Genomic DNA, 15,046 nt, shown 5'->3' on the forward strand with positions numbered 1-15,046 from the left:
GACCGTGAACGATCACAGCGGCTCCTTCGCGCCTGGTGAGGGCGTTGTTCCCGCAGCCCGGGCGGCGCACGGTGATCTCCCCACCCCCCGTGTCAAAGGAGACATCTGTGAAGAGCCTTTCGAGGGCCGTGCTGGCGACCGGAGCCGCCGTCTTCGCGCTGAGCATGCTGCCCGCCACCGCGTTGGCGCAGTCCGGCGACGGGGACCGGCCCAGCGGCCTGATCAAGACCCAGACCCACACTCAAGTGCGGGAGATCGCGCCGGTGGCCGGGACCGCGACGACGGTCGCCGCGACGGCCGCGTCCAAGCAGCTGAACTACACCCAGCAGGTGCAGCAGTACAACCAATGGTGCTGGGCCGCCGACGGTTCGAGCATCGAGCGGTCGCTGGGCGGCACCGCCACCCAGGCCCAGTTCTGCGCCGCGGGCAAGGGAACCTCGGCCGGATACTGCCCGAACCAGCCGGCCCAGATCTACGAGATCGTCCGCGGTTTCCGCGGCACCGGCTTCTCCGCGCAGGACGCGGGCGGCCCGATCGGCTTCAGCTCGGTCGTCAGCCAGATCGACTCCGGGATCCTGAACCTGACGGGCATCTACTGGACCTCCGGCGGCGGCCACGCCGAGGTGATCTACGGCTACGACTCGGCGAACCAGTCGATCATGGTCGGCGACCCGTGGCCCACCTACCAGCGCTACCAGACCTGGAACTACAACCAGTACCGCAGCAACGGCCAGTTCCGCTGGAACGACACCATCGTCAACATCCGGAAGGGCTGAGGCGCGGTCATGAACACGATCTGCCGGAAGTTCGCCGGTTGTCTCGCGGTGGCCGTCGCGACGCTGCTGCCCGCCACGCCGCCCGCCTCGGCGAGCGAGCGCGTCGTCCCGCCCTCGGACGGCGACCTCGCGGCGGCCGTACGTGTCGCCGGGCAGCCGGACGCGATCGGACTCGCGAGATCGAACTTCCGGCAGGTCGACCACATCGAACCGCAGCAAATCACCATGGCGGAGAAGGGAATCCCGGTCTACACCCTCAACCCCGACTTCGTCAGGGGCGTCGAGAGGGCACCGGCGGGCATGCTCAGATCCGTCGCCGTGACGGCCACCGCGGATTCCGGGCAGAAGGCCACGCTGCAGGCGATGCCCGAGGGACCGGGGAAGTGGGTCGCGGCGAGCGTGTTCTCCGGGAACGACGAAGAGACCCTGAGCGCGCGGCTGAAGCCCGGTGCGGTCCTGCTCAACGAACCCCAGATCAACGGCTGGTACGAACTGGGGCCCGACGGTGTGGTGCTGCTGCAGGCGAGCCTGCCGCAGTCGCCGGTGGGGAAGTTCGTCCCGCTTTCCGACTACCAGCGGGCAGTGCACGGCCGCTACGCCGACAAGCTGCCGGGATCGGACTACCAGCGCGGCGGCGGGATCGGCTTCACACAGCCGGTGGCCCCGCCCGCCGAAACGGGGATTCCGGCCGGGATCGTGGCCGGCCTGATCACCGCCGGGGTCGCCGGAGTGGGTGTCGTACTGGTCGCGGTGTGGCGGCGGCGCCGTCTCACTCCCAGATGAGGTCGATCCCCGCGATGCCGACGTCGAGTTCCTCGAAGTAGGCACTGACCGTCGCACCCGGTCCGGGATGCAGCGGCTCGCTGACCACGGGGGCGAGGTCTTCGCGCTCCCGCACGGTTTTGACGCATCGCGCCGGGAGCGCTCCGCCGTCGAAACGCATGCGGAGCAGATACGCCGACATGCGCGACCGCACCGTCCGGTGGAAGCAGGTCGAACGGACCGACGCGGCCAGCCGCAGGGTGAACGCGAAGGTGTGCGTTTCCCCTTCGGCCAGGCTGCGGTCGAAGAGGAGCTCGAAGACCATCCCCGGCGATGTGGCGCTTCGGCGCACTCTGCCTCTTCGGCAGCCGTCGGTGGCGAGGACGGTCGTGGCCTCCATGTCGGTGCCGGGTTCGTCTTGATGGGTCACCACGAAACCGTCCGCGCCGGGCTCCCGTGCCCGCACCACCATGGTCGAGGTGATCTCCGAGATCCGTCCTTCGCCGGTCATGGTGAGCACGTCGACGACGGTGACGACGTCGAGCTTCGCGTTGCCCTCCGTGCCGGGAGACGCGCTCAGCTCGTCCAGCAGCGAACAGGTCTCGGCCCAGCTCTGCCGCAGTTCGGCGACCGAGGGCCTGCGGTCGTCGCCGGGGGAACGTCGTTGCGGGCCGATCAGGACGATGAGGCTGTCCGGCGGCAGGCCCAGCACGGCTTCGAGCGCGCGGACGATGTCGAGCGAGCGCGGCGTCGACGGATGGCGGAGGCCGCGCTGCCAGTAGCTCAAGGTCGATTCGGCCACGGAAACGCCGCGTGCCGCCAGATGCGCGCGGATCCGGGACAGGGAAAGGCCGCGATGCTCCACCGCCTCGGAAAGCGCGCGATGGAACGAGCCGGTTCTGACCTCGCGTTCCTGGTACATGGGCACCCCCACCGACGCCGGATTGGCGCAAAGCATGCGCAGTCCGGCGCCGGTCGGCAACCGCCTAAGGTCGAAAACCGGACTTTCAGGCGAATTCGAGCCGCAGGCTTTCGAGGCCGCGCAGCGTCACCTGCTTCACCCAGACCGGATCGGCGGTCCGGAGGAAGGCGCGGCCGGCGCCGAGCAGCGCCTCGAAGACGATCCGGCCCTCCATGCGCGCGAGCGGGGCGCCGAGACAGAAGTGGATGCCCTGCCCCAGCGCGAGATGCCTCGGCGAGGGGCGATCCACGTCGAAACGGTCCGGGTTCTCGTGCGTGCGCGGGTCGCGGTTGGCCGCTCCGAGCAGTACGACCGCCTGTGCGCCTTTGCCGACGACCTTGTCACCGATCGTCGTGTCCCGCAGGGCGAGCCGCGTCGTCAGCTGGACGGGGGAGTCGTACCGGAGCATCTCCTCGACCGCGTTCGGGATCTTCGACCGGTCCTCGGCCAGTTTCCGGTGCTGCTCCGGATGGTTCAACAGCGCGAGGATCCCGTTGCCGATCAGGTTGGTCGTCGTCTCGTGCCCGGCGACCAGCAGGAGCATCGCGGTGATCACCAGTTCGCCTTCGCTGAGCCGGTCGCCCTCGTCGGAGACCGAAACCAGATCGGAGAACAGGTCACCGGTCGGCCGCTTCCGCCGTTCCTTGGCCAGCTCACGGAAGTAGGCGACGAACTCACGCCGGGCCGCGACGGCCGCCGCGACGGTCTCTTTCGCGATGAGGAAGGACGGGTCGAGTGCGCGCCCCATGGCGTGCGACCAGCCCTCGAAACGCCCGCGGTCGGCGAGGGGCACCCCGAGCATCTCGCTGATGACGACGACCGGCAGCGGTTTCGCGATCTCGGTCATCAGGTCGAATTCGCCCCTTTCGAGCGCTTTCGCCACGAGCTCCTTCGCCAGCTCCTCGATCCTCGGGGCGAGCTGCTCGACCATCCTCGGCGTGAACGCCTTGGAGACCAGCCGCCGCAGCCGCGTGTGATCGGGCGGGTCGAGCGCGAGGAACGACCGGACCACCCGGCCCTGCTCGTCCACCGGCTCGTTCTCGTGCGGATCCGGCAGCACCTCCGGCTCCCCATGGCCGAAAGCGGGGTTCTTGAGCAGGGCGGACGCCTCTTCGAACCCGCTGACCACGAAGAATCCGTCGGCGGCCGCGAAGACCGGCCCGCGGTCGAAGACCTGACGGTAGAACGGGTACGGATCGGTCCTGGTCTCCGGGGTGAGCAGGTTCTCGAGCATGAGCCGATCCTATGCTCAGCCGTCGAGGATCTCCGTGGGTTTCGCGAAGCGGTACCCCAGCGCGCGCAACGAGTTCACCAGGTCCCGCAGGCCGCCCTCGCCGAGGAACGGGTGGTAGAAGAAGCTCGCGACGTTGTCCCGGACGACGAGCGCGCTCTGCGCGTCGGCGAGCATGTCGACGGCGGTGCGGGAGGCGTGCTGGTTGAACGCGACGGGCGCCACGTTGCCGATGTTCTCGGGGACGACGTTCGCGCCGTAGACGTCGCGCACCGGATACGGGAAGAACTGGCCGTACACCTGTTCCGTGGTGGCGGTGGCCGTCGCGCCGCATCGCCCGCCGGGACAGAAGCCCGCGTAGTAACTGCCGCGGTCGTAGCGTGCCTGGAAGATCTCGGTGACCCGCTGATAGTCCACGGCCGAACCGCCGTAGTGCGGGAACTCGAACAGCGTCGGCTCCGGGAGGCCCACGCGCCGGAACTCGCCGAGCCCGGTCGCGACGCGGTCGTCGAACCACCGGGCGGAATCCTCGGGCATCGGGCCGTCCAGCCGGACCGTACCCGCACCGTCCACACTGGACTTGTAGAACTCGAAATCGCTCGCGCTGACCCCGTCGTACGGGTTCGGGCCGCTGTCGCTCTGATGGCTGTAACCGTGCATCACCAGCGTCGCGCCGGCCTGGACGGCTTCCTTGAGCACGGCGACCAGGTCCGGCGAGTCCACCAGCCGCGCGGACGTCGGTACGCCGTCGTTGGCCCGGCCTTGGGGGTCCGAGTAGTACGGGTACACCGCGAGGGAGAACGGGATCTTCTCCCGGACGAGGAAATCCGTGACGCGGCGGAGCTCTTCCGGTTTCGTCCGCGGGCCGACGTCCTCGAGCCGGATCAGCGCGCGGTGCCGGTCCGGCGCCTGCGGAGACAGGGCACCGAGCAGGATGTCGGCCGCCGCGAGGTAGCGGTCCTGCGCTCCGGCGTAGGCGTAGGGCACCTCGGCCACGTACGTCAACTGTCCTGATTGGACGGCCCAGGGTGACGGCTCGCCGCCTGGAGCGCTCGCCTCGGCCAGGATCTGGACCCGCGTCCGATCACGGACGTCGATCGCGACGACCCCGGTGCCCGAACGGGGATCGCGGCGCAGGGGAGTGCCTTTGTAGGTGACGGTGGTGGGGTTGTCGTCGCGGTAGCCCTCCGCGCGCCAGCCCGCGTCCGCGCGGAGTTGCCAGATGTTGGCGCCGATCCAGACCACCGGGACACGCGCGGCCGCGACGTCGTTCAGGAACGCCTTCGGCAGCGCCGCGTCGGAGACCGAGCCGACGTACACGATCGATTGGAACGCGTCCGCCTGCCGCTGCCGGTAGTCGGCGGCGGGCCGCAGTTCCCAAGCGGTGCCACGGGAAACCAGGTTCGCGGTGAACATCGCGTACGCCTCGGCCGTCCGGACCTCTTCGGGCGGTGAGACGGTCCCGTCCTTCTTGCGCCCGTCGTCGTAGAGCACAAGGGTCTTCCTGGCCGGATCCCCGCCGGGGCCGGGCAGCCCCGCTTTTCCCGCGCCGGGAAGGCGATCGGCCAGCGACACCGGAGCCGCGGCCGGCGACGCCGTGACCGGATCCTTCTTCGTCACCTGGACCAGGACGACCACGGCGACGGTGACGGCGACGACCGCGACGACCGCCAGCCGGAACCAAGCGGGCAGGCGAAAGCGCTGCCCGCCGTTGTCCTTCGTCATCGGGTCAGACCTCGGCCGGTTCGTTCGCGGAGGCGGGCCGGAACGGGGTGGGCGGCTCCGCGGCCAGGCCGAGGAGATACGCGAGGGCTTGCTCGGTCCGTTCGGCGGCGGCACCGTCGCCGAACGGGTTGCCCTTGCTCATCATCCGGGTGCGCGCCGCGGGGTCGTTCAGCAGCAGGCTCGCGGTCGACACGATCTTGTCGTGGTCCGTCCCGACGAGCAGGGCGCAGCCCGCGTTCACGGCCTCCATACGCTCGGTGACGTCGCGGAGCACCAGGACCGGGACGCCGAAGGTCGGGGCCTCTTCCTGGATACCGCCGGAATCCGAGAGCACGAGTGTGCTGGCGGCCAAGGTCGCCGCCAGTTCGGGATACGGCAGCGAACCGGTGATCAGCGCGCCCGGCGAATCCGCCAGTTCTGCGCGGACGAGATCACGCACCTCCGGATTCGGATGCGCGGGAAGCACCACCCGCAGTTCCGGATCGGAGGCCATCAACCGGGCCACCGCGCGCAGGACCCGGCGCATCGGCTCGCCCCAGGATTCGCGGCGGTGGAGCGTGACCAGCATCAGTTTGACCGCGCCGCGGGTGGCGTTTTCCAGCAGAGTCGCCAATTCCGGATCGTGCACGGTGGTGGAGCCGTCCGTCACCGTGAGGATCGCGTCGACGACGGTGTTGCCGGCGACGAGCACGTTCTCCTCGGGCACGCCTTCGGCCAGCAGGTTCGCGGCGGCGTCGGGAGTGGGGGCGAGGTGGAGCGCGGCCGCCTGGGTCACCAGTTTCCGGTTGAGTTCCTCGGGGAACGGGGCGCCGAGGTCGAACGAACGGAGGCCCGCTTCCAGGTGCACGACGGGGACGCGGAGCCAGAACGCGGTGAGCGCGCCGGCCAAGGTGGTCGTCGTGTCGCCCTGGACGATCACGGCGGTGGGCGGCCGCCGGCCGGCCACTTCTTCCAGCCCGGTGAGAAGTCCGGAAAGGAGTTCCGGCTGGGAGCCCGTTCGCCGATTCACCGTCAGATTTTCATCCGCCGTCAATCCGAACGTCGCCAAGGCCTGGCCGACCATTTCGGGATGTTGTCCGGTGGCGATGAGTACGGGCCGCATCCGCCCGCCGGAAGCCAATGCCCTGGCCACCGGAGCCAGTTTCACGGCCTCCGGCCGGGTTCCCACGACGAGCCAGATTTCGGGCATGACGTCGGTCTCGTTCTGTGCGTTACGCACCTGGTCCTTCTTCCGGGTCGCGCTTGGTACGGCGTGAATTCGTCAGTGAAGTCACGAAAGAGTGGTGGGTGAGGCGAGGATCACTAACTGATGGTCACCTTTATGGGGGATCCGTCGCTCCTGAACGTTAACACAAGCGGGGTAACGTACCCACTCGAAAGGCTGAATATCGCTTACCAGGGTGACCCGCGACTCGCCGTTGAAAACTGTGAGTAGATGTTTGTGGTGCCCGCCGCCCGGAGGAAAAGACATGTCGATGGTGCCGGTGGGCCCGGTCAAGGTTTCCGCGCTCGGAATCGGCGCGACCATGGCGGGCGCGACGGTGAGCACCGTGCTCGCGCTCGTGATCGGGGTGGTCGCGGTGCTCCTCATGGCGCGTTCGCTGCATCTTCGCCTGAAGGACTGATGGCGAGCCCGGCCTTCGCCGCGACCATGATGCTGTTGCTCCTGTGGTGGCCGGCGCACAATCTCCTGCTCGCGGCGTTCGCGTGGCGCACCGGCCGTCCGCGCCGGTCCGTCGCGGCGCGCGGAGAGGGTCTGGAGTTCTGGATCGTCATCCCGGCGCTCAACGAGGAACGCGTGGTCGGCAACACCGTCCGGAACGCGCTTTCGCTTGGCACGGAACGGAATCCGGTGCGGGTGCTGGTGATCGACGACGGTTCGGACGACGGCACGCCCCGCGTTCTCCGCGAGGTGGCCGACCCTCGGTTGCACGTCCTGCGCCGTGAGCTCCCGCAGGCGCGGAAGGGCAAAGGCGAGGCGTTGAACGCCGGCTACCGCTACATCCTCCGGCTGTGTGAGGCCGAGGGGAGTGTGGCGCGCACGATCGTCGGCATCATCGACGGTGACGGGCGGGGCAGTCCGGGGATGCTGCGTGAGGTGGCCGACGTGTTCGGCGACCGCGGCGTCGGCGCCGTGCAATGCCGGGTGCGGATCCACAATCGGCGCAGCGTGCTCGCGCTGTTGCAGGATCTGGAGTTCGGCGCGGTCGCCGACGCGTCCCAAAGCCTGCGCGATCTCGCGGGCAGTGTCGGAATGGGCGGGAACGGGCAATTCACGCGACTCGGCGTGCTGCGGCGCTTCGATCCGGCTCCGTGGTCGGACTGTCTGGTCGAGGATCTCGAACTCGGGCTGAGGCTGCACGTCGCCGGTATCCGGATGCGATACGTGAAATCGGCGTGGGTGACGCAACAGGGCCTGGTCGATCTGCGCCGGTTGCTGCGGCAACGCACGCGATGGGCACAAGGCAATTTGCAATGTGCGAGACATTTGCGGGAATTGCTGGCCTCACGGCATGTGGGCAGTATCGGTCTGCTGGATTTCCTCGCCTATCTCGTGACCCCGTGGTTGACCGTGCCGTTGTCCTTGGTGGTTTCCCTGTTGTTCGTGGGCACGCTCGTCGCTTCCTGGTCGGGGGTCACGCTGGGCGGCCTGATCGCGCCGCCCTCGGCGTTGCCCGGCGCAGCCTTGATCGGCGTGGCCGTGCTGCTGGTGCCGGGGGTGGTGTGGGCGATCGTGCACCGGCTGCGGCTCGGTGAGGAACCGCTGCACCGCTGTCTGCTCGCGGGTCTGCTCTACCCGGGATTCCTGGTGCTCGGGGTGGTCGCGACCTGGCGCGCGCTGTTCCGGGTGGTCGCCCGCCGCAACAGCTGGACCAAGACGGAACGATTGAGCGAGGAGCCGCCTGAGAAGGTGTCCGTGTGACTGTCGGCGCGCTTGAACGCCAGTTCTTGCCCGATTTCGGGCAAGAACTGGCGCTTCGCTAGCCGGATGTGCATGATGAGCTCCGTGGAGGACGCGGACATCGTCGAGCAGGTGGCCTTGTCGACAGGTTTGTCGACGGCCATCGCCGCCCGTGTCGTCGAGGACGTCCTGGCGTACTACCGGCAGCCCGCCGAGCAGTACGTCCGGTCCAGGCATGCCCAGTTGCAGGCGGAGGGCAGGAAGAACCCCGAGATCTTCCCCCAGATCGCCGGTGAGCTGAGCCGCCGTCTCGTCGCGCCTCCCGACCTGTCCGAGCGGCAACTGCGCCGCATCGTCTACGGCTGACGGACCACACCCGTCCGTTTTCTTTGTGAGGTTGACTCGTCATGTGCGGAATCGTCGGCTACATCGGCGGCCAGAACGCCGCTCCGATCCTGATCGAAGGGCTGACGCGGCTTGAGTATCGCGGCTACGACTCGGCCGGGATCTCCGTCCTCGGCGGTAAGGGCGCCCAGGTGCACCGCATCGTGGGGCGGGTGCGGAACCTGACGGCCGCGCTGCCGAAGCGGCTCGCGGGCAAAGTCGGCATCGGGCACACGCGGTGGGCGACGCACGGTCCCGCGACCGAGGCGAACGCCCATCCGCACGTCTCCGAAGACGGCCGGATCTCCGTGGTGCACAACGGGATCATCGACAACGCCGACGCGCTGCGGGAGCAGCTCACCCAGGCGGGGGTGACGCTGTCGTCGGAGACCGACACCGAGGTGCTCGCCCACCTGATCGCGCGCTCGGGTGCGAAGACGCTGGAAGACGCGGTCGTCGAGGCCGTCTCCCGCGTCACCGGCACCTACGCGATCGCCGTGACCGACACCGAGCACCCCGACCGCGTCGTGGTCGCGCGGAACGGCTCGCCGCTGATCATCGGCGTCGGCGACCGGGAGATGTTCGTCGCCAGCGACCTGTCCGCGCTGGTCCGGCACACCTCGCAGGTGGTGCACCTCGACGACGGCGAGTTCGCCAGCGTCTCCGCCACCGGCTACCGCACCTTCACCGTCGACGAGAGCGACACCGGCAAGGCCGCGACCGCGATCGACATCCAGGCCGACGACCTCGACCTCGGCGGCCACCAGCACTACATGTACAAGGAGATCCAGGAGCAGCCGGAATGCCTGGAGCGGATGATCCGGGGCCGTCTCGACGACCGGTTCGGTGTGTCCCGTTTGGACGGTTTGAACCTGACTCCCCGTGATCTGCGCGGATTCGCGCGCGTGAAGATCCTCGGCTGCGGTTCGGCGTACTACGCGGGCCAGATCGGCGCCACCATGATCGAGGACCTGGCGCGGGTCCCGGCCGACGCGGAGGCGGCGTCCGAGTTCCGCTACCGCAACCCCATCATCGAAGCGGACACCCTCTACATCGCGGTCAGCCAGTCCGGCGAGACCGCGGACACCGCGTTCGCCGTCGAAGAGGTCAAGCGCAAGGGCGGCCGGGTGGTCGGCCTGGTGAACGTCGTCGGTTCCACGATCGCGCGGGCCTGCGACGGTGGCCTGTACCTGCACGCCGGTCCGGAGATCGCGGTCGCTTCGACCAAGGCGCTCACCAACATGGCCGTCGGCTTCGCGATGATCGCGCTGGCCCTCGGCCGCGTCCGGGACCTGTCCAACGCGGACGGGCAGCGTATCGTCGCGGCGTTGCGGGCGCTGCCGAAGCAGGTCGCGGCCATCGTCGAAGCCGAGTCCCAGATCGCCGAGCACGCCAAGATCTGCGCCGACGCGCGCAGCCTGTTCTTCATCGGCCGGGTCCGGGGCTTCCCGGTGGCGCGGGAGGGCGCGCAGAAGTTCAAGGAGATCTCGTACCGGCACGCGGAGGCCTACCAGACCTCGGAACTCAAGCACGGCCCGCTCGCGCTGATCGACGAGGAGCTGCCGACGGTCGCGATCGTGCCGTCCGACGACCTCGCCGACCGCAACCTGGCCGCGATGCAGCAGATCAAGGCGCGCAAGGGTCAGGTGCTGGCGATCACGCACGACGACGTGGACTTCGGCGATCTCGACGTGCCGCGGTTCGTGGTGCCGCGTTCGGAGCCGGAGCTCGACCCGATCCTGCTCACGATCCCGCTGCAGCTGCTGGCCTACCACGCCGCGCTGATCCTCGGCCACGACATCGACAAGCCCCGGAACCTCGCGAAGTCCGTCACCGTGGAATGATTTCCGCCCTCAGCGATCGAGGGAGTCCGCGATGAGGCGATACCTGCTCGCCGTCCAGCTCGACGAAAGCGAGCGGGACGCGCCCGAGGACGAGGTCCGGGCCATGCTGGCCAGGACGGGCAAGGTCACCGACGAGATGAAGGCCGCCGGGTCGTGGGTCTTCGTCGGCGGGCTCGAGCACTCGGACGTCTCCACGGTCGTCCGGCCCGCCGGCGGCACGACCACGATCACCGACGGCCCGTTCGCCGAGACGAAGGAGCAGCTCGGCGGATTCTGGGTGATCCAGGTCGAGGACCTCGACCAGGCGCTCGCGTGGGCGCGGAAATGCGCGCTGGCCTGCGGACAGCCGATCGAGGTGCGGCCGTTCGGCGACCCGTCGCTCCGGCAGTGATGGACTTCGCCGGGATCTACCGGGCGGAGTACGGCCGGTGCGTCGCCACCCTGACCCGCCTCCTCGGCGACATCTCGCTCGCCGAGGAGGCGGTTCAGGACGCGTTCGCGACGGCGGTCGAGAAGTGGGAGAAGACGCCGCCCAATCCGGGCGCGTGGATCGTGACCACCGCCCGCAACCGCGCGATCGACCGGCTGCGCCGGGAATCCACCCGCGAGGCACGGCACGCCCAGGCGTTGCTCCTGCACACGCCGGACGAGCCGCGGGAGACGGGGCCGGTCCGCGACGACCAGCTCCGCATGATCTTCACCTGCTGTCATCCGGCGCTTTCGCCGCCCGCGCGGGCGGCGCTCACCCTGCGCCTGCTCGGCGGGCTGGAGGTGGGGGAGATCGCGCGGGCGTACCTCGTCCCGGAAACGACCGTCTCCCAGCGGATCGTCCGCGCGAAGAAGAAGATCCGCGACGCGGGCATCCCGTACCGGGTGCCGGGGGAGGGCGAACTGCCCGAGCGGCTGGACTCCGTCCTCACCGTGCTCTACCTGGTGTTCAACGAGGGTTACGCGTCCACGTCGGGTGAGCTGCTGCGGACGGACCTCTGCCTGGAGGCGATCCGGCTCGCGCGGGCGCTCGCCGAGCTGATGCCCGGCGAGCCGGAGGTGACCGGGCTGCTGGCGCTGCTCCTGCTCACCGAAGCGCGGCGGCCGGCGCGGGTGGGGCCGTCCGGTGAGCTGGTGGTGCTCGCGGAGCAGGACCGGTCGTTGTGGAACCGGGAACTGATCGCCGAAGGACACGAGCTGGTGCGGCATTGCCTGCGTCTGGACCGGCCTGGTCCGTATCAGGTCCAGGCCGCGATCAACGCCGTGCACACGGACGGCGACGCGACCGACTGGACGCAGGTGCTGGCGCTCTACGACCAGCTGTGGCGGCTCGCCCCATCGCCGGTCGTCGCGCTCAACCGCGCGGTCGCCGTCGCCGAGGTGCACGGCCCGGCGGCGGCGCTGGCAGGCATCGAGGAACTGGACCTGCCGGGCTATCACCACCTGCCGGCCACGCGGGCGAATCTGCTGTCCCGCCTCGGCCGGACCGCGGAAGCCGTCGCCGCCTACGACGAGGCGATCGCCTTGGCCACCAACGACACGGAACGCGCTTTCCTGGCGGCCAAACGGGCAGTCCTAACGTAGCTTCGGGCAACACTCTGTCCTCAATGGACGGAGGGGGTTCCGTTGTCGGACCGGCGGGAAACCAACTATTGTCGCCATGACCGCTCGTCCGCCACGGCAGGAGGTGACCGTTGTACGCCGAAGAGCGGCAGCGCGCCATCCTCAAGCAGGCCAGGCGGAACGGCCGTGTCGACGTGGCGACGCTCGCGGCGGCCTTCGAGATCACCAGCGAGACCGTCCGCCGTGATCTGACGGCGCTGGAACGCAGCGGTGTGGTGCGGCGGGTGCACGGCGGCGCGATCCCCGTCGAACGGCAGGGTATCGAGCCGGGCCTCGACGCCCGTGACGCGGTGATGACCGCGGAGAAGGACCGTATCGCCGCCGCGGCCCTGGAGCAGCTCCCCGACAGGGGCGCGATCCTGCTCGACGCGGGCACCACGGTGGGCAGGCTGGCGACTCTCGTCCCCTCGGACCGTGAACTGACCGTGGTCACCCCTTCGCTGCCGAACGCGTGCGCGCTCGCGAACCGGCCCGGCGTCACGCTGATGCTGGTCGGCGGGAGGCTGCGCGGCCACACCATGGCCTCAGTCGACGGCTGGGCGCTGGACGCGCTCAAGGACACCTACGTCGACGTCGCTTTCCTCGGTACCAGCGGCCTTTCCGTCGAGCGGGGGCTCACCACCCCGGACACCGCCGAGGCGATGGTGAAGCGCGCGGCCATCGCGTCCGCGCGACGGACGGTGCTGCTGGCCGATCACACCAAGATCGGTGACGACCACTTCGCCCGGTTCGGGGACCTCTGCGATGTCGACACCCTGATCACCGACCGCGGTGCCGAACCGCGGGAGCTCGACGAGATCGGCCAGGCAGGCGTCAAGGTGATCATCGTTTGAAGCGTACGGGCGAGCGGCTCGCCGGATACCTGATGACAGCGCCGTTCTACGTCCTCTTCGGCGTGTTCGGCCTTTTCCCGCTGCTCTACACCGCGTGGGTGGCGCTGCATCACTGGCATCTGGTCAACGGTGACACCGGGTTCGCCGGCCTCGACAACTTCGGCGTCCTGCTCCAGGATCCGCATTTCTACAACGCGCTCTTCAACACGGTCAGCATCTTCGTCCTTTCGACCGTCCCGCAACTGTTCGCCGCGCTCGGCCTCGCCGCCCTGCTCGACCGTCCCCTGCGGGCGAGGACCCTGTGGCGGGCCAGTGTGCTGTTGCCCAACGTCGTCTCGGTGGTCGCGGTGGCGCTGGTGTTCAGCCAGCTGTTCGCGGAGGACTACGGCGTCGTCAACTGGGTGCTGGGCCTGGTGGGGCTCGATCCGGTGGATTGGCGGTCGGACCGGTTCGCGTCTCATGTGGCGGTGAGCGCGATGGTGATGTGGCGCTGGACCGGCTACAACGCCCTGCTCTACCTGGCGGCCATGCAATCCGTGCCGCAGGAGCGGTACGACGCCGCGATGCTCGACGGTGCCTCGCGCTGGCGGAGCTTCTGGTCGATCACGGTGCCCGCGATCCGGCCGACGATCGCCTTCACCGTCGTCGTCTCGACCATCGGCGGGTTGCAGTTGTTCGCCGAGCCGCAGCTGCTCGACGAAACCGGCGTCAACGGCACCGGTGGCGCCGACCGGCAGTTCCAGACTCTGGCCATGTACCTGTACGAGAAGGGCTTCGGCGAGTTCGATGCCGGATACGCGGCGGCCATCGCGTGGCTGCTGTTCCTGTTCTCGGCGGTGTTCGCGCTGGTCAATTTCTCGCTCGTGCGCCGGATGCGGGGCGGTGAATGACCGTGGCGGGGAGAGAACGGACCGGTTTCGTCGTCTACGGGCTGCTGCTCGCCGTCGTCGTCGCGTCGATCTTCCCGTTGTACTGGTCGTTCGTGGTGTCCTCGAAGGACAATTCCGCCCTCGGGGAGACGACGCCGCCGCTGGTGCCCGGCGGCAACCTGATCGAGAACGTCGAGCGGGTCTTCGGGACCGTCGATTTTTGGCTGGCGATGCAGAACTCGCTGATCGTCGCCGGCACGGTGACCGTTTCGAACGTGCTGCTCTCCAGCATGGCCGGATTCGCCTTCGCGCGGTTGCGGTTCCCCGGTCGCGACTCGCTGTTCTTGGTCGTCATCGGCACCGCCATGGTGCCCGCGCAGCTCGGCGTCATCCCGCTGTACCTGGTGGTCGGCGAACTCGGCTGGTACGGACGGCTGGAGGCGGTGATCGTGCCGGGACTGGTCGGCGCGTTCAGCGTGTTCTGGATGCGGCAGGCGTGCGAGGAGGCGATCCCCGGCGAGCTGCTGGACGCCGGCCGTGTCGACGGCTGCTCGACGATGCGGCTGTTCTGGAATGTCGCCATGCCCGCCATCCGCCCTCAAGCCGCGGTGCTTGGGATGTTGACGTTCATGACCGCGTGGAACGACTTCTTCTGGCCCCTGATCGTGCTCGACCCCAATGCGCATCCGACCGTTCAGGTGGCGTTGTCGCGGCTGGCCAGTGGGTACTTCACCGATTACTCGCTGATGCTGACCGCGGCGACCATCGGGGTGCTGCCGGTGGTCGGGTTGTTCATCGTGTTGGCCAGGAAGGTGGTCGACGGGGTTATGCGGGGGGCTCCGCGGGGCTGAGGTTGGGTTCTTGGCTGGGGTGTTGCCGTGGTTTGGCGACGGCTGGGGCTCGTTCGTCTTGGGCGGCTTTTGGTGATGTGGGTGGGGCGGCGAGAGGGACTTCGGGCCGGGCCGTTGCCGTATTTCGGCAACTTGGCGGTACTCGGTGGCTGTCGTCGTTTTTCGGTGATGGTTCGGGAAGAGGACGCGTTCGGGTTCCCGGCGTCGTGGCTGTCTTTCGGCGACGGGGGTGATGGGGCTCGGGTAGGGAGGTGGTCGGGTTCGCGACGCCGCGTCGTGCCGTTGCCGTTTTCCGGC

The 15,046-nt window shown here is 68.9% G+C and carries 15 protein-coding genes; 11 read left to right on the forward strand and 4 right to left on the reverse strand.

Annotation, left to right across the window (positions count from 1 at the left end; all coding sequences use genetic code 11):
• Positions 1 to 107 precede the first annotated feature (107 nt).
• Complete coding sequence (locus tag AB8M46_RS31545) at positions 108 to 776, forward strand: papain-like cysteine protease family protein (protein ID WP_125735005.1); 669 nt, start codon at positions 108 to 110, stop codon at positions 774 to 776.
• A 9-nt stretch (positions 777 to 785) separates the two neighbouring features.
• On the forward strand, positions 786 to 1,559 hold the full coding sequence (locus AB8M46_RS31550; protein WP_394362587.1) for a hypothetical protein: 774 nt from the start codon (positions 786 to 788) through the stop codon (positions 1,557 to 1,559).
• Here the strand turns inward: AB8M46_RS31550 and AB8M46_RS31555 are convergent.
• The 4 genes from AB8M46_RS31555 to wecB are packed head-to-tail and all read right to left on the reverse strand — an operon-like array spanning position 1,546 to position 6,674.
• On the reverse strand, positions 1,546 to 2,520 hold the full coding sequence (locus tag AB8M46_RS31555; protein WP_235213428.1) for a helix-turn-helix transcriptional regulator: 975 nt from the start codon (positions 2,518 to 2,520) through the stop codon (positions 1,546 to 1,548). The genes AB8M46_RS31550 and AB8M46_RS31555 overlap by 14 nt on opposite strands.
• A gap of 25 nt (positions 2,521 to 2,545) precedes the next feature.
• Positions 2,546 to 3,733, reverse strand: coding sequence for a cytochrome P450 (locus AB8M46_RS31560; RefSeq protein ID WP_394362588.1), 1,188 nt, complete (start codon positions 3,731 to 3,733; stop codon positions 2,546 to 2,548).
• 15 nt (positions 3,734 to 3,748) lie between these two features.
• On the reverse strand, positions 3,749 to 5,455 hold the full coding sequence (locus tag AB8M46_RS31565; RefSeq protein ID WP_394362589.1) for a DUF2334 domain-containing protein: 1,707 nt from the start codon (positions 5,453 to 5,455) through the stop codon (positions 3,749 to 3,751).
• 4 nt (positions 5,456 to 5,459) lie between these two features.
• On the reverse strand, positions 5,460 to 6,674 hold the full coding sequence (wecB, locus tag AB8M46_RS31570) for a non-hydrolyzing UDP-N-acetylglucosamine 2-epimerase (protein WP_394362590.1): 1,215 nt from the start codon (positions 6,672 to 6,674) through the stop codon (positions 5,460 to 5,462).
• Between the two features lie 250 nt (positions 6,675 to 6,924).
• Here wecB and AB8M46_RS31575 point away from each other — a divergent pair, with 250 nt between their 5' ends.
• The 9 genes from AB8M46_RS31575 (at position 6,925) to AB8M46_RS31615 (ending at position 14,749) form a co-directional block, all read left to right on the forward strand.
• Positions 6,925 to 7,080: a hypothetical protein gene (locus AB8M46_RS31575; protein WP_162836908.1), complete on the forward strand. Its 156-nt coding sequence runs from the start codon at positions 6,925 to 6,927 to the stop codon at positions 7,078 to 7,080.
• Positions 7,080 to 8,378, forward strand: coding sequence for a glycosyltransferase family 2 protein (locus AB8M46_RS31580; RefSeq protein ID WP_125735000.1), 1,299 nt, complete (start codon positions 7,080 to 7,082; stop codon positions 8,376 to 8,378). Before AB8M46_RS31575 ends, AB8M46_RS31580 begins: the two co-directional genes overlap by 1 nt.
• Before the next feature lie 72 nt (positions 8,379 to 8,450).
• Entirely contained in the window at positions 8,451 to 8,723 is a 273-nt protein-coding gene (locus tag AB8M46_RS31585; RefSeq protein WP_037345821.1) for a hypothetical protein, read from the forward strand.
• Positions 8,724 to 8,764: 41 nt separating this feature from the next.
• Positions 8,765 to 10,585 (forward strand): glutamine--fructose-6-phosphate transaminase (isomerizing), encoded by a 1,821-nt coding sequence (glmS, locus tag AB8M46_RS31590; protein ID WP_037345307.1) that lies wholly within the window; start codon positions 8,765 to 8,767, stop codon positions 10,583 to 10,585.
• 31 nt (positions 10,586 to 10,616) lie between these two features.
• Entirely contained in the window at positions 10,617 to 10,976 is a 360-nt protein-coding gene (locus AB8M46_RS31595; RefSeq protein WP_037345308.1) for a YciI family protein, read from the forward strand.
• A complete protein-coding gene (locus tag AB8M46_RS31600) occupies positions 10,976 to 12,157 on the forward strand; it encodes an RNA polymerase sigma factor (RefSeq protein ID WP_037345823.1) in 1,182 nt (393 codons plus the stop codon). Before AB8M46_RS31595 ends, AB8M46_RS31600 begins: the two co-directional genes overlap by 1 nt.
• 110 nt (positions 12,158 to 12,267) lie before the next feature.
• Entirely contained in the window at positions 12,268 to 13,029 is a 762-nt protein-coding gene (locus tag AB8M46_RS31605; RefSeq protein ID WP_037345311.1) for a DeoR/GlpR family DNA-binding transcription regulator, read from the forward strand.
• A complete protein-coding gene (locus tag AB8M46_RS31610; protein ID WP_037345313.1) occupies positions 13,026 to 13,919 on the forward strand; it encodes a carbohydrate ABC transporter permease in 894 nt (297 codons plus the stop codon). Before AB8M46_RS31605 ends, AB8M46_RS31610 begins: the two co-directional genes overlap by 4 nt.
• A complete protein-coding gene (locus AB8M46_RS31615) occupies positions 13,916 to 14,749 on the forward strand; it encodes a carbohydrate ABC transporter permease (RefSeq protein ID WP_037345315.1) in 834 nt (277 codons plus the stop codon). The genes AB8M46_RS31610 and AB8M46_RS31615 overlap by 4 nt, the downstream gene beginning before the upstream one ends.
• Positions 14,750 to 15,046: the final 297 nt, after the last annotated feature.

This window comes from Amycolatopsis sp. SB7-3 (genome assembly GCF_041021335.1).
Classification (GTDB): domain Bacteria; phylum Actinomycetota; class Actinomycetes; order Mycobacteriales; family Pseudonocardiaceae; genus Amycolatopsis; species Amycolatopsis japonica.

Excerpts from the sequence above, each read along its gene's own strand:
- glmS (WP_037345307.1), top strand. The coding sequence starts at position 8,765 with ATGTGCGGAATCGTCGGCTACATCGGCGGCCAGAACGCCGCTCCGATC.
- AB8M46_RS31560 (WP_394362588.1), bottom strand. The coding sequence starts at position 3,733 with ATGCTCGAGAACCTGCTCACCCCGGAGACCAGGACCGATCCGTACCCG.
- AB8M46_RS31585 (WP_037345821.1), top strand. The coding sequence starts at position 8,451 with ATGATGAGCTCCGTGGAGGACGCGGACATCGTCGAGCAGGTGGCCTTG.
- AB8M46_RS31580 (WP_125735000.1), top strand. The coding sequence starts at position 7,080 with ATGGCGAGCCCGGCCTTCGCCGCGACCATGATGCTGTTGCTCCTGTGG.
- AB8M46_RS31600 (WP_037345823.1), top strand. The coding sequence starts at position 10,976 with ATGGACTTCGCCGGGATCTACCGGGCGGAGTACGGCCGGTGCGTCGCC.
- AB8M46_RS31550 (WP_394362587.1), top strand. The coding sequence starts at position 786 with ATGAACACGATCTGCCGGAAGTTCGCCGGTTGTCTCGCGGTGGCCGTC.
- AB8M46_RS31615 (WP_037345315.1), top strand. The coding sequence starts at position 13,916 with ATGACCGTGGCGGGGAGAGAACGGACCGGTTTCGTCGTCTACGGGCTG.
- AB8M46_RS31575 (WP_162836908.1), top strand. The coding sequence starts at position 6,925 with ATGTCGATGGTGCCGGTGGGCCCGGTCAAGGTTTCCGCGCTCGGAATC.
- AB8M46_RS31595 (WP_037345308.1), top strand. The coding sequence starts at position 10,617 with ATGAGGCGATACCTGCTCGCCGTCCAGCTCGACGAAAGCGAGCGGGAC.
- AB8M46_RS31565 (WP_394362589.1), bottom strand. The coding sequence starts at position 5,455 with ATGACGAAGGACAACGGCGGGCAGCGCTTTCGCCTGCCCGCTTGGTTC.